General features: G+C 63.9%; 16 protein-coding genes. 9 read left to right on the top strand and 7 right to left on the bottom strand.

What is annotated here, in order from left to right:
* Positions 1-26: 26 nt before the first annotated feature.
* From ACLIRY_RS08465 to ACLIRY_RS08450, 4 genes are read right to left on the bottom strand one after another with little or no spacing between them, the layout of a single operon-like run.
* The gene (locus ACLIRY_RS08465) at positions 27-1,391 is read right to left on the bottom strand and encodes an FAD-dependent oxidoreductase (RefSeq protein WP_413204943.1); all 1,365 of its coding nucleotides are present in this window, start codon (positions 1,389-1,391) and stop codon (positions 27-29) included.
* The gene (locus ACLIRY_RS08460; protein ID WP_413204942.1) at positions 1,388-1,693 is read right to left on the bottom strand and encodes a (2Fe-2S)-binding protein; all 306 of its coding nucleotides are present in this window, start codon (positions 1,691-1,693) and stop codon (positions 1,388-1,390) included. The genes ACLIRY_RS08465 and ACLIRY_RS08460 overlap by 4 nt, the downstream gene beginning before the upstream one ends.
* Positions 1,690-3,717, bottom strand: coding sequence for a hydantoinase B/oxoprolinase family protein (locus tag ACLIRY_RS08455; protein WP_413204941.1), 2,028 nt, complete (start codon positions 3,715-3,717; stop codon positions 1,690-1,692). The genes ACLIRY_RS08460 and ACLIRY_RS08455 overlap by 4 nt, the downstream gene beginning before the upstream one ends.
* Positions 3,718-3,721: 4 nt before the next feature.
* Positions 3,722-5,758 carry a hydantoinase/oxoprolinase family protein gene (locus tag ACLIRY_RS08450; protein ID WP_413204940.1) on the bottom strand — a complete coding sequence of 679 codons (2,037 nt, stop codon included), beginning with the start codon at positions 5,756-5,758 and terminating at the stop codon, positions 3,722-3,724.
* Positions 5,759-6,067: 309 nt separating this feature from the next.
* Between ACLIRY_RS08450 and ACLIRY_RS08445 the strand changes: the two genes are divergently transcribed.
* A complete protein-coding gene (locus tag ACLIRY_RS08445) occupies positions 6,068-7,183 on the top strand; it encodes an NAD(P)/FAD-dependent oxidoreductase (RefSeq protein WP_413204939.1) in 1,116 nt (371 codons plus the stop codon).
* Positions 7,184-7,207: 24 nt separating this feature from the next.
* On the opposite strand, the gene ACLIRY_RS08440 is transcribed toward ACLIRY_RS08445, so the two are convergent.
* Entirely contained in the window at positions 7,208-8,107 is a 900-nt protein-coding gene (locus tag ACLIRY_RS08440; RefSeq protein WP_413204938.1) for a GNAT family N-acetyltransferase, read from the bottom strand.
* A gap of 255 nt (positions 8,108-8,362) precedes the next feature.
* Here ACLIRY_RS08440 and argE point away from each other — a divergent pair, with 255 nt between their 5' ends.
* From argE to ACLIRY_RS08420, 4 genes are all read left to right on the top strand, one after another.
* Positions 8,363-9,565 (top strand): acetylornithine deacetylase, encoded by a 1,203-nt coding sequence (gene argE, locus ACLIRY_RS08435; protein ID WP_413204937.1) that lies wholly within the window; start codon positions 8,363-8,365, stop codon positions 9,563-9,565.
* The gene (locus ACLIRY_RS08430; protein ID WP_413204936.1) at positions 9,562-10,485 is read left to right on the top strand and encodes a 2-hydroxyacid dehydrogenase; all 924 of its coding nucleotides are present in this window, start codon (positions 9,562-9,564) and stop codon (positions 10,483-10,485) included. Before argE ends, ACLIRY_RS08430 begins: the two co-directional genes overlap by 4 nt.
* A 145-nt stretch (positions 10,486-10,630) precedes the next feature.
* Positions 10,631-12,106 (top strand): aldehyde dehydrogenase family protein, encoded by a 1,476-nt coding sequence (locus ACLIRY_RS08425; protein WP_413204935.1) that lies wholly within the window; start codon positions 10,631-10,633, stop codon positions 12,104-12,106.
* 11 nt (positions 12,107-12,117) lie between these two features.
* Entirely contained in the window at positions 12,118-13,161 is a 1,044-nt protein-coding gene (locus ACLIRY_RS08420) for a tartrate dehydrogenase (protein ID WP_413204934.1), read from the top strand.
* Between the two features lie 480 nt (positions 13,162-13,641).
* On the opposite strand, the gene ACLIRY_RS08415 is transcribed toward ACLIRY_RS08420, so the two are convergent.
* Both ACLIRY_RS08415 and ACLIRY_RS08410 read right to left on the bottom strand, forming a co-directional pair.
* Entirely contained in the window at positions 13,642-14,919 is a 1,278-nt protein-coding gene (locus ACLIRY_RS08415; RefSeq protein WP_413204933.1) for an NAD(P)/FAD-dependent oxidoreductase, read from the bottom strand.
* 14 nt (positions 14,920-14,933) lie between these two features.
* The gene (locus tag ACLIRY_RS08410) at positions 14,934-15,602 is read right to left on the bottom strand and encodes a haloacid dehalogenase type II (RefSeq protein ID WP_413204932.1); all 669 of its coding nucleotides are present in this window, start codon (positions 15,600-15,602) and stop codon (positions 14,934-14,936) included.
* Positions 15,603-15,924: 322 nt separating this feature from the next.
* Between ACLIRY_RS08410 and ACLIRY_RS08405 the strand changes: the two genes are divergently transcribed.
* The 4 genes from ACLIRY_RS08405 (at position 15,925) to ACLIRY_RS08390 (ending at position 20,958) form a co-directional block, all read left to right on the top strand.
* Complete coding sequence (locus ACLIRY_RS08405) at positions 15,925-16,803, top strand: GNAT family N-acetyltransferase (RefSeq protein WP_413204931.1); 879 nt, start codon at positions 15,925-15,927, stop codon at positions 16,801-16,803.
* 37 nt (positions 16,804-16,840) lie between these two features.
* Positions 16,841-18,214, top strand: a complete 1,374-nt coding sequence (locus ACLIRY_RS08400) for an aspartate aminotransferase family protein (RefSeq protein WP_413204930.1) — start codon at positions 16,841-16,843, stop codon at positions 18,212-18,214.
* 343 nt (positions 18,215-18,557) lie between these two features.
* Positions 18,558-19,277 (top strand): HAD-IA family hydrolase, encoded by a 720-nt coding sequence (locus ACLIRY_RS08395; protein WP_413204929.1) that lies wholly within the window; start codon positions 18,558-18,560, stop codon positions 19,275-19,277.
* 70 nt (positions 19,278-19,347) lie between these two features.
* Positions 19,348-20,958: an ABC transporter substrate-binding protein gene (locus ACLIRY_RS08390; protein WP_413204928.1), complete on the top strand. Its 1,611-nt coding sequence runs from the start codon at positions 19,348-19,350 to the stop codon at positions 20,956-20,958.
* Positions 20,959-21,161 lie beyond the last annotated feature (203 nt).

Genomic DNA, 21,161 nt, shown 5'->3' with positions numbered 1-21,161 from the left:
CAATTGGCCTCGAAGGCACTCTAAATCTAAAGCATGGGCGACGCGTCTTCCTGATAGGCCCCCATGGGAACCGGACGCACGGGCGGCTGACATCGGGGGCGACCAACCGCAACGGGAGACATCCCCACCGCCGCCCCAATCAATTCAGCCCCGGCCAATTGGCAATACCGCCCCTGACAGCGTCCCATTCCCACCCGGGACAGGGATTTCACGCGGTTGACCTCGGCCCCTCCCAGGGGGATGGCGGCTCGCAGCTCTCCAGCCGTGATCCCCTCGCATCGGCAGACCACCGCCCCATCGGGGAGGGCGCGCACCTGATCCGCAGGCCAAGGAAAGGCCCGGGACACCCCATGGGAGAAGCGCGCCATGCGCGAGAGACGGCGGACATCCCGCCCAGGCTCTGGAGCCACCAACCCCAGGTCCCGCAGACAAGCCGAGGCGGCCAGACGCCCGGCGACCTCCGCACCATCGGCGCCCAGAATCCGCACCCCATCCCCGGCGAGATAGAGGCCCGGCCCGGCCCGGCCCATGTGGTCCACCCGGGGCAACCACTGCGCCCAGGCGGCATCGTAATCGAAGGCCACCCCCGCCAAGTCCGCCAAATGGGTTTCCGCCCTCAAGTGCCAGCCGAGAGCGACCGTATCGCAAGGGGTCACCTGAACCGCCCCCCGCCGGTCCCGCCAATGGAGTGCCACCGGGCCCTGACCGTCGCTCTCAATCCGTTCCAAGGTCACGCCCGCTTGGTAACATCCCCCCAACCCCATCCGCATCCCCATCCCCCGCACCGTCACGAGCGGGCGCGACAGCATATGGGGCAGTCCCCGCAGCTGTCGCGTCAGGGACGCGGTATCCAACACCGCCACAACCCCGGCTCCGGCTTTCCGCAACTGGTGGGCCAGCAGGGTGAGCAACGGCCCCGACCCCGCAAGCACAATCCTCCGCCCGAAGGCCACCGCCTGGGCCTTCAAGGCGATCTGGGCCGCTCCCAGGGTGTAGACGCCCGGCGCCTCCCACCCTGGAACGGGAATGACCCGATCCATTGCCCCCGTCGCCAGGATGAGCGCGTCGTAGGGGGCGCGGCTGATCCGCCCCTCCGTCAGCACATGGGCGGCCCCATCCCGCAAGGCGACGACCGAGCTTCGGGGGCGGTACTCGACGGCCCCTTCGGCCAAGAGGCCGTCAAAGCAGGCGTGGAGACTGCTGGCCTTTCCCGCTTCACTGCCATAGAGGGTTTTCGGGGAGCGGGTGAAGCTTTCCGGCGGGCGGCGGTAAATCTGCCCCCCCGCCCGGGCACCTTCGTCCACCACTACGGGGCGGAGCCCTGCGGCGACCAGGGTCTGGGCGGCGCGGATACCGGCGGGACCCGCGCCAACGATCAGAACCCGGGTCATGGCCAGCTCTCCGGCGGGGCCGTCAGCAGGCGCATGTCAGGGGCGATGGGGGTAGAACAGGCCCGCAGGCGGGAGCCGTCCTCCTGCCAGACCCAGCAGTCCTGGCAGGCCCCCATCAGGCAGAACCCCGCCCTTTGCTCGGGGCCGAACTCCGCGTCGCGCAGGGCTTTGGCCGACAGCAGAATCGCCGTCAGCACCGTGTCCCCCTCCAGCGCCCGCAAAGGGACCCCGTCGAGACAGAACGCGACCGGAGAGCGGACCGCTTCGGCCAAGCGAACCAATCGTCCCCCCTTCGCCATCATTCGGCGGCCCCCCTGACGACAGCGCGACCGGCGGGCACCGGCGTGGGGGGCGCGGGAGGTGCGGGAGGTGCGGGAAGCTCGGGAAAACGGGCACAGACCTCCTCGAAGGCCAACAGCAGGTCATCCACACCACGCCGTCCGTCCATGCGGCGGAAAATCTCGGTCTTGGTGAAGAAGCGCCAGTGCACGGGCAGATCCGCAAGGATCTCCGTCAGGACATCATAGGCCTCGTCCGTCCATTGGCTTTGATAGGCCTCGCGTTCGGGGCCGTAGTGGAAATGCCCCTCCAGACGGACAGCCTTGCGTCGCAGAGCCTCCGTCGCCGCGACATCCACCTCACCCTCTCGCAGCACCACGCCATAGGACCTTTCGGCTTCCACCAGCGACACATACCCCCGGCGCACATCCTGGGCGACCCGCCAGGGTTCCCGGTCCATGGGATCACCGCGCCCTCCGCCTCCGGCGGAGCGAAGCGACAAGACGTCCCCTGGTCCGAGAATGGCCGTGTCCTTGCTGCCCATGCGACGCTCTCCCGCCTCGCCCGGATTAACCACCATATCGGCCAATCCGGCGGCCCGCCCCCCAAGTACTCCCCAGGGACGAAACTTGGAGCGGTCCCGGTTGCGGGCGGTGATCCGGCTATCCGGGGCGAAAACCCGGAAGGCCATCTCCGTCGCCAGCCCACCCCGCCAGCGGCCAGGACCACCGGAATCCCGGGCCAACCCATATTTCACGAACTCCAGCGGCACCTCCGCCTCGGTGATCTCAATGGGCGTGTTCATGAGATAGGCCGCATCCGCGCCGGAGCCGTTGGTGCCGTCCCGGTCCGGCATGCCTCCCCCCCCGCCAACGACGGGGTTTACGGCGGCGATCACCGTCTTTTGAGTCCGTTCGTCACGAGTCATGACATTGACGATGCAATTGTTGCCTGCGGGCGCCGCAGGCATGCGCTCTGGAATCGCCTGGGAGAAGGCGCCAAAGATCACCGAACGCAACCGGGCGCAGGTCAAGGAGCGCATTCCCACCGCCGCAGGCGAAACGGGATTGAGAACGGTTCCTTCCGGCGCGATACAGGTGAAGGGCCGGGTTATCCCCGTGTTCAAGGTGATCTGGGGATTGAGGGTGTAGAGAACATAATAGATCCCCACCAACAGGATCGTATGGCGGGGATTGCCGCCGGTCGGCGCATTCAAGGAACTGCCGAGTTGGGGGTCGGATCCGGTGAAGTCCAGGACCGCCTCGTTATCCCGAATGGTCAGTGTCAATTTCAGGCGGCAGGGGTTTCCCTCGTCGGAATCCTCGTCGGCGTAATCCGCGAAGACGTAGCGGCCATCGGGAATGGACCGCAGGACATCGCGGGCCTGGGCCTCGCCATGGTCCATGAGCGCCGCCACCCCGTCGATGAACCCCCGCTTGCCAAAGCGCTCGACCATGGCGAGGACTTTCCGCTCGCCCGTATTCAGGGCACCGACGAGGGCCTTGATATCGCCCAGGTTCAGATCGGGCTTGCGCACATTGGTCGTCATGACGCGCAGGATGGTCTCGTCAAAGCGGCCCTCGGGGGCCAGCTTCATGGGCGGGAAGCGGATCCCTTCCTGGTGGATCTCCGTCAGGGAGCGGGAAAGGGAGGCCGGAACGGCGCCCCCCATGTCGGTGTTGTGGATATGGCCGCCGGTCCAGGCGACGATGTCGTCGTCGACGAACACGGGCTTCCACAGGTGAGTGTCCGGGGCATGGGTGGCGACATAGCCCGAATAGGGATCGTTGGTGAAACAGATATCCCCCGGTCGATAGTCGTCGATCATCTCCAGCACGCCGCCCCAGGCCATGCCCGGATACCAGGTCGCGCCCTGTTCCATGGGCACCGCGAAGGTATCCCCGGCGCGGTCCATGAGCATGACGGTAAAATCCTGCGTTTCCTTGATAAAAGCCGAATGGGCGGTGCGCTGGAGGGTATGGGCCATGGTCTCGGCCGCGCCCCGGGCATGGTTCGCCAGAACCCGGAGGGTCATTTTGTCGAACATGGGATCACTCCGCAAAGGTCAGGTGAATGTTGAGGTACCGATCAACCCGAGCCGTCGCGCCTTCGGGAATGGCGAAGGTGGTATCGGACTGGGCGACCACGGCGGGCCCCTCGAAGACCACGCCCGGACTGAAAACCTCCCGGTCATACAGGGGGATCATTCGCTCTCCCCTCACATAGACGGGAATCTCCCGCCCCTCGACCCAGGCGCCGGACCGCTCCTCCGCCTCGGGGAAGGTCACCGGGGCGCCCAAGCCGATGGCCGACAGGCGGAGATTCACGACTTCCAGCCGTCCCTTTGGATCATCGAAGTCGTACCGCTGGCGGTGGCCGGCATGGAACGCTTCGGTGATGCGCTCGGGCGTGGCCAACCAATCGGGGTGAATGGGAACATCGATCTCATAACTCTGCCCGGCATAACGCATATCCAGGGAGAACCGCAGATCCACTGCGCCCGCATGGCCTTGTGCGGCCACCCAGGACCGGCCTTCCTCGGCCAGGTTCAGACAGGCTTTGGTCAGGGCGGGAAGGGTCTCGGGGGAGAAGTCGGCATAGACCGTGCGGATAAAGTCCCCGCGCATCTCGGCCACCAGCCCCCCCAGGGCCGAGACCACCCCCGGCCAACGGGGGGCAAGCACCCGGCGCAATCCCAGGTCCCGGGCCAGGAAAGCCCCCAACATGGGGCCACCGCCACCGAAAGGCATCAGGGTGAAGTCCCGGGGATCCACCCCGGCGCGGGAGGCCAGTTTCTCTACCTCCACGAACATTTCGGAAACGGCAACGTCGAGGATCGCCTGGGCCGTGTCCTCGACACTCCGGCCCACCTGTGCGGCCAAAGGGCTCACCACTGCCCAGGCTTGATCACGGTCAATGGTGAGTTGACCATAGGCCATATCGCTATGCCCCAACCACCCGCAGACCACCATGGCATCGGTCACCGTGGCCCGCGTGCCACCACGCCCATAACAGGCCGGACCGGGCACGGAGCCAGCGGACTCCGGGCCGACGCGCAGAACCCCCTGCCCGTCCACCGAGGCGATGGAGCCCCCGCCGATCCCGATGGAGCTGACCGAAACCGAGGGAATGTGCAAGGGGAACTCGCCGATCAACTCGCCGGAGCCGAACTGGGGTGTCCCATCGATAATCAACGCGAAGTCCGCCGAGGTCCCGCCGATATCGAGGGTGAGGACGCGGTTTTCCCCGGCCTGACGGGCCAGATAGGCCGCGCCGATCACACCCGACGCCGTACCGGACAGCAGCATCGACACGCAGTCTCGGCGCCCCTCCACAGCGTTCATCAAGCCGCCGTTGGACTTGGTCAACAGCGCCCGGGCCGGAACGCCTTGATCTACCAGCCGGACTTCCAGCGCTTCCAGATAGCCCGAGACCCGGGGATGGACATAGCCGTTCAGGATGGCCGTCGACGTCCGCTCGTATTCTCGCACGACAGGCCAGACCTCTGCCGAACCAAAGACGAACAGCTCCGGGGCCAGTCGGTTGATCTCCGCCTTCACCGCCATTTCGTGGGTCGGGTCTCGCCAACTGTGCAACAGGGCGATGATGATCCCCTCCACCCCACTGGCCTGAGCCTGGGCGACACAGTCGGCCAAGACCGCCAGATCCGGCGCCTGGGTTTCCCGGCCATCGGCGCGCATGCGGACCGGAATGCCGAAGATCAAGTCGCGCGGCACCAGGGGCTCTGGCCGGTGACAGAAGAGGGAATACATCTCCGGCATGCGCAACCGCGCCAATTCGATCACATCCTCGAACCCGGCATTGGTGACCAAAGCCATCTTGGCCCCCTTGCGCTGGATGATCGTATTGATCCCCACGGTGGTGCCATGGACAAAGCGGTGGATCGCGGTGGGGTCCAGGCCCTCCCGCTCGGCCAGGAGCCCAAGGCCTGTCACCAATTCCGCGCCGGGATCATCCGGTGTCGTCAGAACCTTGAGGGAGGCCACCCGCCCCGTCCGGGTCTCCAACGCGCAGAAATCCATGAAGGTGCCTCCGATGTCGACGCCGATCTTCCAATCGCTCGACACTCTGCCCATACCGTCCATTGTGTATCCTCGCAAAAGATGCCTTTCACGAAGACTTTCATGGAACCGGAACGGCGTCCAAGTCGCTTTCCACGCGTCCCCATAACCCTAACTTATGAAAGAGACCGCTCAGAGGGATGCGGAAAACCTATTTTCCATCATTCCTGCGCAAGCGGGAAAGCGGACGCGCATGGGTCGCTCCATAGGTTGGACTTATAGCATGGTCCCTTTCCCGACTTTGACAGCCGGAACTCCATCCTTGAGTCTGGGTGGAACGGAGCCTGGGTGGAACGGAGGCATGAGATAAACGCGATGGATACGATCATTCTGGGCGGCGGTTTGATGGGAACCGCCTCGGCCTTTTTCCTGGCCAAGGGCGGCGCACGGGTGACGCTCATCGAACGGGCGCGGATCGGTGCTGGAGCAACAGTGGCCTCCTTCGGAAATATCCGGCGAACGGGGCGTTATTTGCCCCAACTCCCCCTCGCCCACCGGTCCAGGGCCCTTTGGGGGGAGCTGTCCCGCCTTTTGGGCCAGGAGGTGGAGTTCCGAGCCACGGGCCATCTCCGCCTAGCCTTCGACGAGGGCGGGTTGGAAGACATGCGGACCTTCGCCCAGGAGGCCCGCCCTTGGGGTCTCACCCTGGAGGAATTGGACGCCGGTGAGATCCGCCGTCGCTTCCCCGGCATCGGCCCGGACGCCATCGGCGCCTCCTTCTCACCGGAAGACGGCAGCGGCAATCCCCGACTCATCGGTCCCGCCTTCGCCCAGGCCGCCGCCCGGCAGGGCGTGCGGATCGTGGAGGGCGCCGAAGTTGGCGCGGTCACAACAGCCGCCGGGGGCGGTTTCACCGTCGAGACCAGCGCGGGCCGATTCGAGGCCGACACCCTGCTCAATTGCGCCGGAGCCTGGGGAGCCCGCCTCGCCGCGCTCTTCGGGGAGCCCGTCCCGCTTGAGGCGCGAGGCCCCCAGATGGCCGTTACCGAACCCCTGCCCTATCGCATTCTCCCCGTGGTCGGTATCTGGACCCGGAACAAACGGTACGGCGCCTATCTGCGCCAAGTGGAGCGGGGCAACGTGGTCTTCGGCGGCGCGGTGGACCGGGTGCCTGTCGACCTGGACCCCGGACATGCCCATGTGGACCCAAGTCGAACCGGGGACCAATTGGCCGCGGTGTTGCGTCTGGTTCCAGCCCTGCGGGGTGTGAGCGTGATCCGCCACTGGTCGGGATGCGAGGGCTATGTGGAGGATAACCTGCCGGTCTTGGGCCCGTCGCGCACGACCCCGGGGCTGTTCCACGCCTTCGGTTTCTGCGGCCATGGCTTCCAACTCGGTCCGGGAGTTGGCGCGGTCATGGCGGATTTGATCCTGCATGGCGGGACGGAAACGCCCATCGCCGACTTCCGGATCCACCGCTTCGCGGCCTGACAGGCGTCCCTCCCAACAGGGGTCCTAACTCAGGGCTTGGTTCACGAGACCATACACCTGGGGAGCCCCCTCCTCCAGGTCTCCCGGCCGGACCCCGACCCAGGGGCGGCCCCGGGACATGGTTGTCACCGTGTCATAGACAGACAGCCCCGCCTCCAGCAGGAAGGAAGAGAAGGGGCCGCTTTCCTCCCGTGTATCGACCCGCGCAAATTGGCCCATCAGGTTCACCAGATGGGGACCGGTGACGGCAATGGCATCCCGGTCATTCGCGGCGACGACGGGGCCGACCACATGACCGCGACCGAACCGCCTGACGAAGGAATAGGCGACAATCCGTCCCTCGCGCTCCAGGGCAATGCCCTCTCCTGCAGACAGGAGAAACCGCAAAACGTGGCGTCGTTCCGCGCCGTAGGCCTGTGCATCCAGCGCAAACAGAGCCTCCATGTCGCCCCATCCCAGGTCCCGTAAGGTATCCCCCCGGGCCAGGGGGGCCGAGACCCGTGACGAAACCACTCCGTGGTGCTGGTACACCATCCGTTCGGGGACGAACCCCAAGGAAAGATAAAGCCGTTTGGCCGACCGGGTGGCGTTCAGACCAAGATCCCGCTTTCCCAGGGCCTCCAACCCCACCTCCATCATGCACCGCCCGGCGCCCAGGGTTTGCATCCGGGGCGAGGTGATGACCATGCCAACGGTGGCGAAGCGATTGCCCATGGGGAACCACATGGCAGAACCCAGAGCCCGCCCGATGGTATCGCGGGCCACCACGCCTTGGCCCAGGGACAGCACCGCACGCCAATCATTGGGCCGGTGGGGCCAACCGACGCCCATGGACAGGGTCTGGAGATCGTCCAGAGAAGCCTCTGCGATATCGCTCAGGTGGACCTCAAAGGAGTCCAATTGAAGGGGATCTGTACATGCCATGGTTGCTTTCACTCCCGGCAGCGGAGACCCCCGTCCGCTTAACGAGCCAGTCCCCCCACATTCGAGTCTTTGTTTGAGGCGACCTTATCAAGACAGCACCGATAGATTTCACTTCATTTCCTCAGCCCGCCAAAATATTCGTCCAAAAATTGGATCCCTTCGACACACATTATCTCCACGGCCTCCCCTATCCTCATCTGACCGGCGACACACAACCGCCGCGCACGGATTTCGGAATCGGCGGAAGGACACCCCATGAACGCGCCCATGAACGTGAGGGATATTCTCTCCCGGCTGGTGGGGTTTCCCTCCGTCGTGGGCACCCCCAACCGCGAAATCGTCGACTGGATCGCCAGCTATCTGGACGACCTGGGGGCATGTGTTCACGTCCTTGATGGACCGGAAGGGGACAGGGCCAATCTGTTCGCCACCCTGGGGCCGACAGACCAGCGGGGTTACGTCTTGTCTGGCCATATGGACGTGGTTCCCGCCACGGAAGGGGGCTGGCTCACCAACCCCTATACCTTGACCCGCCAGGACGACCGCCTCCATGGGCGGGGGACCAGTGACATGAAAGGCTTCATCGCCTGCGCCCTCTCCATCGCCGCCGAGGTCGCGGCTGGGGTCGCGGCTGGGGTCGCCCGGCGGCCCCTGCTCCGCCCCCTGCATTTCGCCTTTTCCTATGACGAAGAGGCCGGCTGCCAGGGCGCGCCCCATATGATTGCCCGCCTGCCCGAGCTCTGCCGGACGCCCAGGGGCTGCATCATCGGCGAGCCCAGCAGCCTGCGCGCCGTCCGCGCCCATAAGGGCAAGGCCGCAGCCCTGGTGGAGATCATCGGCAAGGCCGGCCATTCTTCCCGCCCTGACCTGGGTCTGAACGCCATCCACGCCATGACCAAGGTTCTGACCACGGCCACCCACTGTGCCCGGCACCTGACCCAGGGGCCCTTGGCCGAGCAGTTCGAGCCCCCCTATTCCACCTTGCAGGTCGGCACCATCCGCGGTGGACGGGCGGTGAACATCATTCCCGACCATTGTTCCGCCGAACTGGAAGCCCGGGCCATCGCCGGGGTCGATCCGGCCAGTCTGTTAACCGAAGTGCGGGACGCCGTCCAAGCCCTGTCCCAGGAGGGCTTCGAGACCGAATGGCGCATGCTCTCCACCTATCCTGCCCTGGCCCTGGGGGCCGATGCCCCCCTGGCCCGCCTGATGGCCGAGTTGACCGGCGAGGAGCCCCTCGCTGCCGTCAGCTATGGCAGCGAGGGGGGGCTGTTCCAGGCTGCGGGGCTGGACGCCATCATCTGCGGCCCCGGGGATATCGCCCGGGCCCACAAGATCAACGAATTCATCACCGATGGGGAATTGGCCGCCTGCGAGACCATGCTCCGCACCCTGGCCGACCGCCTGGCACAGCCTCTTTCTTCCGCCCCTCTCTCTTCCGGCGAGGCCACCCAATGACCTTTCTGTTCAATTCCGATGCCCAGCGCGGCCAGATCTTCGCCGAGGCCTTCGCCGAAGCCTTGCCCAATCTGCCCTTTGCCCAGGGACTGACCGGCGTAGATCCGGCAACGGTACGCTACATGATCACCTGGACCCCGCCAAAAGATCTCGATCGCTACAGGAACCTGGAAATCCTGTTTTCCATCGGCGCTGGAGTGGACCAGTTCTCCCTGGACGACCTGCCCCGCCCTGTAAAACTGGTCCGCATGGTGGAAGACGGTATTGCCCGCATGATGCGGGAGTATGCCACGCTGGGCGTTCTCTCCCTGCACCGGAACCTGCACACCTATCTCGCCCAACAGCGGGCCGGCACCTGGATGGCTCAGCCCGCCCGCCAAGCCCCGGACCGACGGGTGGGGCTGCTCGGCCTGGGGACGCTCGGCCAGGCGGTGATCGACGCCCTCAAGCCCTTCGAGTTCCCCCTATCCGGCTGGAGCCGCTCTCCTAAGACTCTGCCCGGCGTCACCACCTACCATGGGGAAGAGGGCCTGGAGGCCTTTTTGGCCGAAACGGATATCCTGGTCTGCCTGCTGCCCCTGACACCGGAAACAAAGGGGCTCCTCAACGCGGACCTGTTCCACCGTCTGCCCCGGGGCGCGGGATTGGTCCATGTGGGGCGAGGTCCCCAAGTGAACACGGAGGCCCTGATCGCAGCCCTGGACGAGGGGCAGCTTTCCGGCGCGGTCCTCGACGTCACAAACCCCGAACCCCTCCCGGAAAATCATCCCCTGTGGCGGCACGAGAAGGTCCTCATCACCCCCCATGTGGCCAGCGTGACCCAACCGGCCACGGCGGCCCGGGCGGTCATCGACAACATCCGCCGCCACGAGGCCGGAGAGCCCCTGATCGGCCTGATTGATCGGGACAGGGGGTATTAAGGCGCTGTACCCCCGACGATTCCGCTGAAAGCCGAGGTCGAGACGGGAGATTCCGTCACCGCGTCCCCCCCAACTCAACGAAAACTTCCACGCTGTCCTGGCTATCCTTTCTCCCTTTCCTTCTTGATGGTGACAAGGACCGGCCATGACCTTGAGTTTCGATCCCAATACTGTTGACCTGCCCAAGGGCCATTTCATCGGAGGGCGGACGATTTCCGCCTCGGGTCCCACCTCGGGTGGCCTGACCCTGCACCGCCCCTCGGACGGCGAAGCCTTCGCCGACTGCCCCATCGCCAGCGCCGATCTGGTCGATCAGGCCGTAGAGACAGCCCACAAAGCCCTGAAAGACAGTGGCTGGGCCAGCCAACGTCCCCGGGAGCGGACCAAAGTCCTGCACCGTTGGGCCGACCTGATCGAGCAAGAAGCCCCCACAATCGCCCGGTTCGAAGCCCTGTGCTCCACCCGGCCCGTGGGTCAATTGATCCAGGGCGACATCGCCATCACCGCCGAGCAGATCCGCTTCTTCGCCGAATTCGCCGACAAGGAAGGGGGCGACGTCGCTCCCACCAGCGACGGCGAGTTGGGGATGATCCTGACCGAACCCCATGGTGTGGTCGGCGCCATCACCCCTTGGAATTTCCCCTTGAACATGGCGGGATGGAAGCTGGGTCCGGCGCTCGCCGCAGGCAACGCGGTGGTTCTCAAGCCCTCGGAAATGACCCCCTATTCCACCCTTTATGTGGCCGAGCTGGCTGTCCGGGCCGGTCTGCCCGCCGGATTGGTCAACATCGTCCTGGGAGACGGCCCGACCACAGGCCAGGCCATCACCTCCCATCCGGGTATCGACAAGGTCAGCTTCACCGGGTCCACCCGGGCCGGGTCGGACATCATGGAAACCATCGCGCGCTCCGGTATCAAACCGGTGACCCTGGAGCTGGGCGGGAAGAGCCCTCAGGTGGTTTTCGCCGATGCCAACTTGGAGAAGGCCGCAGACGCCATCGCCGCTAGCATCCTGTCCAACGCCGGTCAGGCCTGCGTCGCCGGGTCCCGGGTGGTTGTGGAAGCCAGCATCGCAGAAGCCCTGACGGCAGCCCTGGTCACCCGCATGGAGCGGGTCAAACCGGGCTTCACCTGGGACGAAGCAACCCAGTATTCTCCAATCATTTCCGAAACCCAAATCAACCGCATGGAATCCATCCTAGCGGCCAGCCGCGCCCAGGGCGCGGACTGCGTGATCGGTGGCGGCCGCATGGACCATCCGGGGTATTTCCACGCCCCGACCCTGCTGACCGGGGTCGACCATACCAATCCTGCAGTGGTAGAGGAGATCTTCGGCCCCATCCTCACCCTCCAGACCTTCACCGAGGAAGAAGAAGCCTTCGCCATCGCCGACCATCCCGTCTACGGGCTCGCCGCAGGTGTCTTCACCCGGGATCTGTCCCGGGCGATGCGTGCCACCCGTCGCCTGCAGGCGGGCACGGTCTGGGTCAACCGCTACAGCCGGTCCCGTGACCATATCCTGCCCACCGGCGGCTTTAAGCGTTCGGGTATTGGCAAGGACCTGGGCCGGGAAGCCTATGAAGCCAACCTCCGTCGCAAAACCGTCCTGATCACCCTATAGGTCGAACCTCCATGAAAACCCATTCCATTGCCCTGATTCCCGGAGACGGAATCGGAACCGCCGTAACCAAAGCCGCCTGGAGCGTCCTGGAAACCGTTGCCAAGCAAGAGGGCTTCGCCCTGGCAGGCACGACGTTCCCCTGGTCCTGCCAAACGTATAAAGACACCGGCGCCATGATGCCCGCCGAGGGCATCGAGACCCTGCGCGGCTTCGACGCCATTCTTTTGGGCGCCGTGGGTTGGCCCGCAGAAGTACCGGATTCCGTCTCCCTGCATGGCCTGTTGCTGCCCATCCGCAAGGCCTTTGTCCAATACGCCAACATGCGTCCCCATCGCCTGCTCCCCGGCGTCGAGGGCCCTCTGAAGGCTCGGGACTTCGATATCCTCTGCATCCGCGAGAACACCGAAGGGGAGTATTCCGGGGCCGGAGGTCGGGTCCACCAGGGCACGGACGGCGAAGTGGCGGTGGAGACCTCCATTTTCACCCGCATGGGCGTGGAGCGGATCCTGCGCTTTGGCTTCGAACAGGCCCGCAAGCGCCGGGGCAAGCTGGCCTCTGTCACCAAGTCCAACGCCCAGAAGTACTCCATGGTCTTCTGGGACGAGGTCACCCACGCTTTGGCCTCGGAGTATCCCGACGTCCAAGTGACCAGTTATCACATCGACGCCATGGCCGCGCGCATGGTCATGGCCCCGGAAAGTCTGGACGTAATTGTTGCCTCCAACCTGTTCGGCGACATCCTGACCGACCTGGGCGCGGCCATCCAGGGAGGACTGGGCTTCGCCGCCTCGGCCAATATCAACCCCGACCGGACCGCGCCTTCCATGTTCGAACCGGTTCATGGATCGGCCCCGGATATCGCCCATCTGGGCATCGCCAACCCCATGGCCACCATCTGGTCCGGCGCCCTGATGCTGGAGCACCTGGGCGAAACCTCGGCTGCGGGGCGGATCATGGAGGCTCTCGCCACCACCACCGCCAAGGGGATCGGCACCCGTCCCGGCCAGGACAAGACGGATGCCATCACCGCAGCCGTGCTCTCTTCCCTCGATTAGTTGCTCGGGATTTGCTTTGAAATTGAGCCAGGAAAACGCGGAGATCCCTTATACCAAGCGGCGCGGGTTGAAACCCACGCCGCTTTTCTTGCGTTCAAACGCCACGCGGGCTTTACCGCGCCATAAGGCGCGGCGGCCACTTGGCCGCTTCCAAGGTGCGGTGAGGCAAACTCACCGCACCTGGGTATTAGATCATATATTTAGAGCGGAATGAGACGGAAAACCGCGCACACTTTTCCTCATTCCGCTCTAGGAGCCCCGCGTTTTTTTCAACCTATTTCAATGCCCCTCGCGGTCCACGACAGGGGATGTTTTCCCGTCACGGGGCTTTACCCCGTCCCCCCCTCTTTGGCGAGGCTGGGGCCGAAAGGCCCCAGACCCCAGGCTAAAAAAAAGGGGGGGGGTGGGGGCATTGGCCCCCAAATGGGCTTGGGCAATCGCCCAAAAATATAAGACACTGTCGTGTCCCGTGGAATGCCCCTATTGGATCCGGTCCAGGGCCTTGTAATAGAGCCCCACCAGTGGCAGGAACCAGGGCTTGCCAAAGTGCCCCGGGATCGCGGGCCAGGGCACGTCACGCATGGGAATATTATCGCCTTTGCCCAGGATGGCGTCGGCCAGCCGGATCCCCATCAAGGTAGACATTTGCGCCCCATGGCCCGAATAGCCCATGGCAAACCAAACCCCTTCGGCATAGCCCGCGCGGGGATAGCGGTCCTTGGTCATGTCCACCAGACCGCCCCAGCAGTAGTCGATCTCCACCTCGGCCAGATGGGGAAAGATCTCGGCCATTCGAGCACGTACAATCACACCGCTTTTGGCATCGGAGCGCTGGTTCGAGCTGGCGGAAAAGCGGGCGCGCCCCCCGAAAATCAACCGGTTGTCTGGAGACATCCGGAAATAATTCCCGACGTTCAGCGACGTGACATAGGTGCGGTTCCCCGGCACGGTCGCCGCGACCTCCGCTTCGGTCAAGGGCCGGGTGGCGACGATGAAACTGCCAACGGGAACGATCCGCCGCCGAAAATAGGACATGAACCCCGGCGTATAGGCCCCCGTGGCCAGGATCACGGCCTTGGCGCGGACCGGTCCCTTGGCCGTGGACAGGTGATGGATCCCATCCTTGAGCGTCCGCCCCGTCACGGGTGTGTTTTCATAAATAATCGCCCCATGGCGGGCCGCAGCTTCGGCCAGACCGACGGCATACCGCCCCATATGCATCATGGCACTTTTCTTGGACAGCATGGCGCCATGGAAGCAAGTCGAGCCGATCTCGCCCTTTAGCTCCGCAGCCGACAACAGAGCCGTGTCCGGATCCACCTCCTTGTTGATCAGCTCGAAATTGCGGGCGAGGGAATCGTAATGGGTTGGCTTGGACGCCAATTTGAGCTTGCCTGCCCGCCGGAAGGCGCAATCGATCCCCTCTTCGGCCACCAAGGCTTCGATGGTGTCCACCGACGCATCGAAGGCGCGATAGAGGTCCCGAGCGCCCTCTCGCCCCAGGGCTTTCATGGCATCTGCGTACCCATGGGCGATGCCATTGTTGAGGTGCCCGCCATTGCGCCCGGAGGCGCCGAAGCCGACGGGGCCTGCCTCGAGCAAGACAACGCGCGCCCCGCCCTTGGCCAATTGGCGCGCCGCTCCAAGTCCCGTGAAACCACCTCCTACAACCGCGACGTCATAGTCCCCCTCGATGGGTGCGGTGACCCCACCCGAGAAGGCCGGTGCCGTATCATGCCAATAGGATTGGAAACGCATCGCCCTATCCCCTCCTAAAGGCCGACGACGCCGGGCAGACCGGAAATATCCTTGACCTCCGTATACCCATAATAGGGGTTCGCGGGCTCATGGCCCCGGTTGACCCAGACCTTGTTGGTGATCCCCAGGTCATGGGCGGACATCAGGTCGTAGCGGAAGGAAGAGGACACATGCAGCAGATCCTTCGGATCGCAGCCCAGCATGTCGAACATGTACTCGAACGCCTGAAAGCGCGGCTTGTAAGCATTGGCCTGCTGGGCAGTAAGGACCTTATGGAAGGGGGCGCCCAGTTTCTCCACATTGGACGGAAGCTGCTCATCCATGGCATTGGACAGGATCACGAGCGGGATCTCCTTGGCCACTTTGGCCAACCCCTCGGGAACGTCCGGATGGGGCCCCCAGGAGGGCACCCGATCATAAATGGCCTTGGCATCCTCGTCCCGAAAGACCACTCCGTTTTTCTTGCAGGTCCGTTCCACGGCATTGTGGATGACCTCGTTATAGGGTTTCCAATCACCCAGGATCTCGTCGAGACGATAGGCCGCGAAGTTCTTGATGAACTGAAGCATCCGGGGCTCGTCCAACTGGGCGCCATAGAGGTCGCGGGCGGCCTCGGCCATCTGGAAATGCGTCAGGGTGCCATAGCAATCGAAGGTGATGTATTTCGGCCGGAAGGTCGTCATGGAAGGTCCTCTCGTGGAAACGGGCGGATAGTTTCGAACCTCTTCATCATAGGAGCCCCAGCACCGGGCGTTTCACCGGGATTGGGGGCTTAAAAAGCAGATTCTTCCGTATCGCATCGCCCCCTTGGCGCTTCATTCCGCGCCCCTGTGCGATCCCGCTTTCCCCCCCAAAAACACCCACCCTCCCCACGGCATAAGATGCGGTAAGCCTTTTGCCCGACGGCCAAAGATAGCGCTCACCGGCCATGGTCGGCGCTATCTTCTTCCCTGGGAGGGGTATCAACAATAAAGGACTGCCTTCTGACCCTCGGAGAGTCACACCGTGCCTGACCCCATAGAAATCATCCCCTTCACCGCAGACCACCTCGACGGCGCAGTCGTCCTGTCAAAAGAGGCTGGCTGGCCCCATCGCCGCGAGGACTGGGATCTGTCCCGCATTTTGAGTCACGGCTTCGTCGCCACCGATGGCCATCGGGTCCTCGGCACGATATTCGCCACCCCCCTCGACGATAGGGCGGCCACGATCAACATGGTCATCGTTGACGCGAGCCTGCGGGGCCAGGGCATCGGAAAGCGCTTGATGGCCACAGCCATCGACGCGACCGAGGGACGGGAGTGCCGTCTGGTCGCCACCCAGGACGGCCTGCCTCTTTATGAAAAGCTGGGCTTCGAACGCACCGGAGAGGTGCTGCAACACCAAGGCCCCCTCAGCATTGCAGGCCTCTCCTCCCCATCGCCTGATCTGGGACCCGACCTAGGGGAAGTGGACTGGGCGACCACCACGGACCACCAAGCCATCCGAACCCTGGACCGGGACGCCCATGGCCTGGAGCGGATCGCCCTGCTCGACGCGTTGGAACAGGTCGGTCGGTTGGCGGTCCTCCGCCGAAATGGCCTGCCCGTTGGCTATGCCTGCCTGCGGCCCTTCGGTCGGGGCGAGGTCGTCGGACCGGTGATCGCGGGAACCCTGGAAGAGGCCAAGGCCCTGATAACCTTCCTGCTCGCCCCCCGAGAGACCGCCTTCATCCGCGTGGACACGGACAGGGATTCGGGCCTTGCGCCCTGGTTGGAGAGCCTCGGTTTATCCCATGTGGGCGGCGGCGTCCGCATGACCCGACCCGCCACGACCACACCGCCCCTCCCGGCGCGCACCGCCGCCACCCACCGCGTTTTCGCGCTGGTCAGCCAAGCCCTGGGCTAAGGCCAGCCAGCCTCTGGGCTAAGGAAAGAGAAAAAGCATGCTGAGCAATTCCCTAATCGAACTGGACCGGGCCCATCTGGTCCATCCCGTCGCCTCCTACCGGGGTCACGAAAAAGCAGGCGCGCGGATCCTGACCGCAGGCCAGGGCGCGTCGCTGGTGGATTCCACCGGCCATCGGCTCATCGATGGCTTCGCCGGTCTGTGGTGCGTAAATGCGGGCTATGGCCAGGACAGCATCGTCGAGGCCGCGGCCAAGCAGATGCGCGCGCTCCCCTATGCCACCGGCTACTTCGGACTGGCCAGCGAGCCCGCCATCCGCCTCGCTGCGGAACTGGCCGAGCGGGCGCCGGGCGACCTGAACCACGTCTATTTCACCCTGGGCGGGTCGGACGCGGTGGACAGCACAATCCGCTTCATCCGCTACTACCAGCAGGCTCGGGGCAAACCGGAAAAGGACCAATTCATCTCCATGGAGCAGGGGTACCACGGCTCCTCCACCGTGGGTGCGGGCCTCACGGCCCTGCCCGCCTTCCACGCCGGGTTCGGTATTCCCCTGGACTGGCAGCACAAAATTCCTTCCCACTACAGCTATCGCAATCCAGCCGGTCAGGACCCCCAGGCCATCATTGACGCTTCCAAGGCCGCCCTGCGGGCCAAAGCCGAGGAATTGGGTGCTGAGCGCGTTGCTGCCTTCTACGCCGAACCCATCCAGGGCTCCGGCGGCGTCCTGGTTCCCCCGGACGGATGGATGAAGGCCATGCGCGACCTTTGCACCGAACTCGATATTCTGTTCGTCGCCGACGAAGTCATTACCGGCTTCGGTCGGACCGGCCCCCTGTTCGCCTGTTCCGAGGACGGCGTGGTCCCGGACCTCATGACAACCGCCAAGGGCCTCACTTCGGGTTATGTCCCCATGGGCGCTGTCTTCCTGTCCGATGCCGTCTACAACACCATCGCCGATGGCGCCGGCAGCGCTGCGGTCGGCCACGGGTACACCTATTCGGCCCATCCGGTCAGCGCCGCCGTCGGCCTGGAGGTTCTGCGCCTGTACGAAGGGGGGCTCCTGGAAAACGGACGGAAAGCAGGCGCGCGCCTGATGACCGGCCTGCGAGGCCTTTCCGATCACCCGCTGGTGGGCGAAGTCCGCGGACGCGGTATGCTCGCAGCCATCGAACTGGTCGTCGACAAAGAGAAGAAAACACCGCTTCCGCCCGAGACCGACCCATCTCGTCGGATTTTTGACCGGGCCTGGGAGAACGGATTGGTCATCCGTGCCTTTGGCAATGGTGTCCTGGGCTATGCCCCTCCCCTGTGCTGCACCGACGACGATATCGATGGAATCATCGAACGCACAAGACAAACCTTGGACCAAACCCTTGAGGACCCGGACGTCCGTGCCGCTCTGGCCTAAGGATGTTTCCGTAGCGGGGGCTTTCCCTGAAGCCCCCGCCTTCTGTTCCGACACCTCCGATATCATATGGCCCGATGTCATATGGCCCGATGTCATATGGCCCGATGTCATATGGTAAGAGTCGGATATACGGCCTGATGCCACCGCCCAAGTCGGTGATATACCGCCCACCGCCCATATTCGAAATTTTATGCCGCTCCGGCTCAGGCATTCGGAGAATCTCCTCGCCAGGTGCTGCCAAAATAGTCGGGCAGAAGGGGCGGCCAACAAACTAGGCAGTTTCACAAATTGGTCTCCCCCGAACCACAGCGCCCTTCCACTCAAAGGGTCTCAGGAGATATCAGTGAAAAAGACATTTCATGATTTCAAATATTTGACCTTCGATGTCGTTGGCACGCTCATTGATTTCGAGGGCGGCATCACCGGATGCTTGCAGGCCATTGGTGTTGAGCAGAATGTCACCGTCGACGCAGAAGAGGCCCTTTCCCTGTATCGCACAGCGCGCTACGCACCGGATGCCCTGCGATTTCCCGATGATCTGGCCCGCGTGTACATGGTCATCGCGCCCAAGCTGGGCCTGCCCGAAGATCCGGCGCTCGGTGAGCGTTTTCGGAATTCGGTCCCCGACTGGACAGGCTTCCCCGACAGCGCCGAGGCCATGGCCCGTCTGGCCAAGCGCTTCAAGCTGATCGCCATGACCAATGCCCAACGCTGGGCCTTCGAACATTTCAACAAGGCCTTGAACGCGCCGTTTTACGCCGCCTTCACCGCCGATGACACGGGAACAGAAAAGCCCGATCCCCTGTTCTTCGAAAAGGTCTTCGCCTTCGTCGAAAGCGAAGGCGCCTCCAAAGACGACATCCTGCATGTCGCCCAGAGCCAATACCACGACATCGGGATTTCCCGCTCGTTAGGCATGGCCAACTGCTGGATCCAGCGCCGTCACGGCCAACAGGGTTACGGCGGCACCATCGAGCCAGACCGGTTCACCGAGCCCGATTTCCATTTCACCTCCATGGCCAACCTTGCCGATGCCGTGGAACAGGGAGAAGCCGTGACATAACGCGGCCCTTTGGATCTGGTCCGGTCGAACGATCGGATCCACCTTTCACCAAAACAATCTGGGGACCACGATGACCGATAAAATCACCAATTGGACCATGGCCGACGACGCCATGGTCAAGAACGCCATCCGTCGCGGCGCCTCGCGCCGGGATGTTCTGCGTCTCCTGCTGGCTGGCGGCGTCACGGCCAGCGCGGGCGGACTGATCCTGGGACGGGCCTCGGCCGCCCTGGCAGCGACCCCCGTCTCGGGTGGATCCATGAAGGCGGCGGGCTGGTCCTCCTCCACGGCCGATACCCTGGACCCGGCCAAGGCCTCCCTGTCCACGGACTATGTCCGGTGCTGCGCCTTCTACAACCGTCTGACCTTCCTGGACCGGCAAGGCGTCACCCGGATGGAACTGGCCGAGTCCGTCGAAAGCGGCGACGCCAAGGTCTGGACCGTGACCCTGCGTGACGGTGTCACCTTCCATGATGGCAAGCCCCTGACCGCCGAAGACGTGGTGTACTCCCTCAACCGCCACCTGGATCCAGCCGTTGGCTCCAAGGTCAACTCCATCGCCAAGCAGATGACCGAGATCAAGGCGCTGGACAAGAAGACCGTTCAGATCACCCTCGTCACTGCCAACGCCGATTTGCCGACCATCCTGGCGCTGCACCACTTCATGATCATCGCCGACGGCACCACCGATTTTTCCAAGGCCATCGGCACCGGCCCGTTCCTCTGCGAGGTCTTCGAGCCCGGTGTACGGTCCATCGCGACCAAGAACCCGGCCTATTGGAAGGCCGAAGGCCCCTATCTGGACTCCTTCGAGTTTTTTGCCATCCCCGATGACTCCGCCCGGGTCAATGCCCTGTTGTCGAACGACATCCAACTCGCTGCGGCCATCAACCCCCGCTTCATGCGTCTGCTGGACGGCAATGACTCCGTGGGAACCAGCGTCAGCACTTCGGGTAATTATTCGGACCTGAATATGCGCCTGGACATGGCCCCCGGCGACAAGATGGACTTCGTCAACGGCATGAAGTACCTGCTCAACCGGGAAGCCATCCAGAAATCTGCCCTGCGCGGCTTTGCCGAAATCGCCAACGACCAACCTATCCCCCCAAGCAGCATCTTCCACAACGATGCCTTGGAGCCGAAAGCCTTCGACCCCGATAAGGCCAAACACCTGTTCGAAAAGGCCGGTGTCCTGGGGCAGAGCATTCCCATCGTCGCCTCCGAGGCCGCCACCTCCTCCGTCGACATCGCGATGATCGTCCAGCAGGCGGGCGCAGAAATCGGCATGCAATTCGAGATACAACGGGTGCCCTCGGACGGATATTGGTCGAAATACTGGCTGAAGGCGCCGGTCCACTTCGGCAATATCAATCCCCGCCCGACCCCTGACATCCTGTTCTCTCTGCTTTACGCCTCCGATGCGCCGTGGAACGAGAGCCAATTCAAGTCGGAAAAGTTCGACAAGATGATGCTCGAGGCCCGGGGCATGCTGGACTTCAAGAAGCGCAAGGAAATCTACGGCGAGATGCAAACCATGATCGCCGAAGAAGCCGGAACCGCCATCCCCGCCTTTATTTCAAACGTGGATGCCATCTCCTCCAAGCTGAAGGGCCTGGAAGACAACCCCCTAGGGGGCATGATGGGCTACAACTTCGCCGCCTACGTCTGGCTGGAAGGCTAAAACCTGTCTCAAAGGGGAGCGGTGGTCGGCTCACCCCGCCACCACCCCATTCGTCCAAGGGGGCATCCAAGGGGGGGGGGGGACGGGGATTTCTGTCCCCTCCTCCGTTTCAAGATCCAGAAAGCCAAAGGACGAATTTGGATCTGATGACTCTGGTTCATCACGGCGACGGCTCGCAAGACGGAACACAGGGTCCCATGTCT

It is taken from the genome of Rhodospirillum sp. A1_3_36 (genome assembly GCF_047263945.1).
In the GTDB taxonomy this organism is placed as follows: domain Bacteria; phylum Pseudomonadota; class Alphaproteobacteria; order Rhodospirillales; family Rhodospirillaceae; genus Rhodospirillum.
This window is presented reverse-complemented; position numbering and strand designations above follow the sequence as displayed.

Bases quoted from the DNA above. Each gene is read 5' to 3' on its own strand.
- ACLIRY_RS08465 (WP_413204943.1), bottom strand. From the start codon at position 1,391: ATGACCCGGGTTCTGATCGTTGGCGCGGGTCCCGCCGGTATCCGCGCC.
- ACLIRY_RS08460 (WP_413204942.1), bottom strand. From the start codon at position 1,693: ATGATGGCGAAGGGGGGACGATTGGTTCGCTTGGCCGAAGCGGTCCGC.
- ACLIRY_RS08455 (WP_413204941.1), bottom strand. From the start codon at position 3,717: ATGTTCGACAAAATGACCCTCCGGGTTCTGGCGAACCATGCCCGGGGC.
- ACLIRY_RS08445 (WP_413204939.1), top strand. From the start codon at position 6,068: ATGGATACGATCATTCTGGGCGGCGGTTTGATGGGAACCGCCTCGGCC.
- ACLIRY_RS08440 (WP_413204938.1), bottom strand. From the start codon at position 8,107: ATGGCATGTACAGATCCCCTTCAATTGGACTCCTTTGAGGTCCACCTG.
- argE (WP_413204937.1), top strand. From the start codon at position 8,363: ATGAACGCGCCCATGAACGTGAGGGATATTCTCTCCCGGCTGGTGGGG.
- ACLIRY_RS08430 (WP_413204936.1), top strand. From the start codon at position 9,562: ATGACCTTTCTGTTCAATTCCGATGCCCAGCGCGGCCAGATCTTCGCC.
- ACLIRY_RS08425 (WP_413204935.1), top strand. From the start codon at position 10,631: ATGACCTTGAGTTTCGATCCCAATACTGTTGACCTGCCCAAGGGCCAT.
- ACLIRY_RS08420 (WP_413204934.1), top strand. From the start codon at position 12,118: ATGAAAACCCATTCCATTGCCCTGATTCCCGGAGACGGAATCGGAACC.
- ACLIRY_RS08415 (WP_413204933.1), bottom strand. From the start codon at position 14,919: ATGCGTTTCCAATCCTATTGGCATGATACGGCACCGGCCTTCTCGGGT.
- ACLIRY_RS08410 (WP_413204932.1), bottom strand. From the start codon at position 15,602: ATGACGACCTTCCGGCCGAAATACATCACCTTCGATTGCTATGGCACC.
- ACLIRY_RS08400 (WP_413204930.1), top strand. From the start codon at position 16,841: ATGCTGAGCAATTCCCTAATCGAACTGGACCGGGCCCATCTGGTCCAT.
- ACLIRY_RS08390 (WP_413204928.1), top strand. From the start codon at position 19,348: ATGACCGATAAAATCACCAATTGGACCATGGCCGACGACGCCATGGTC.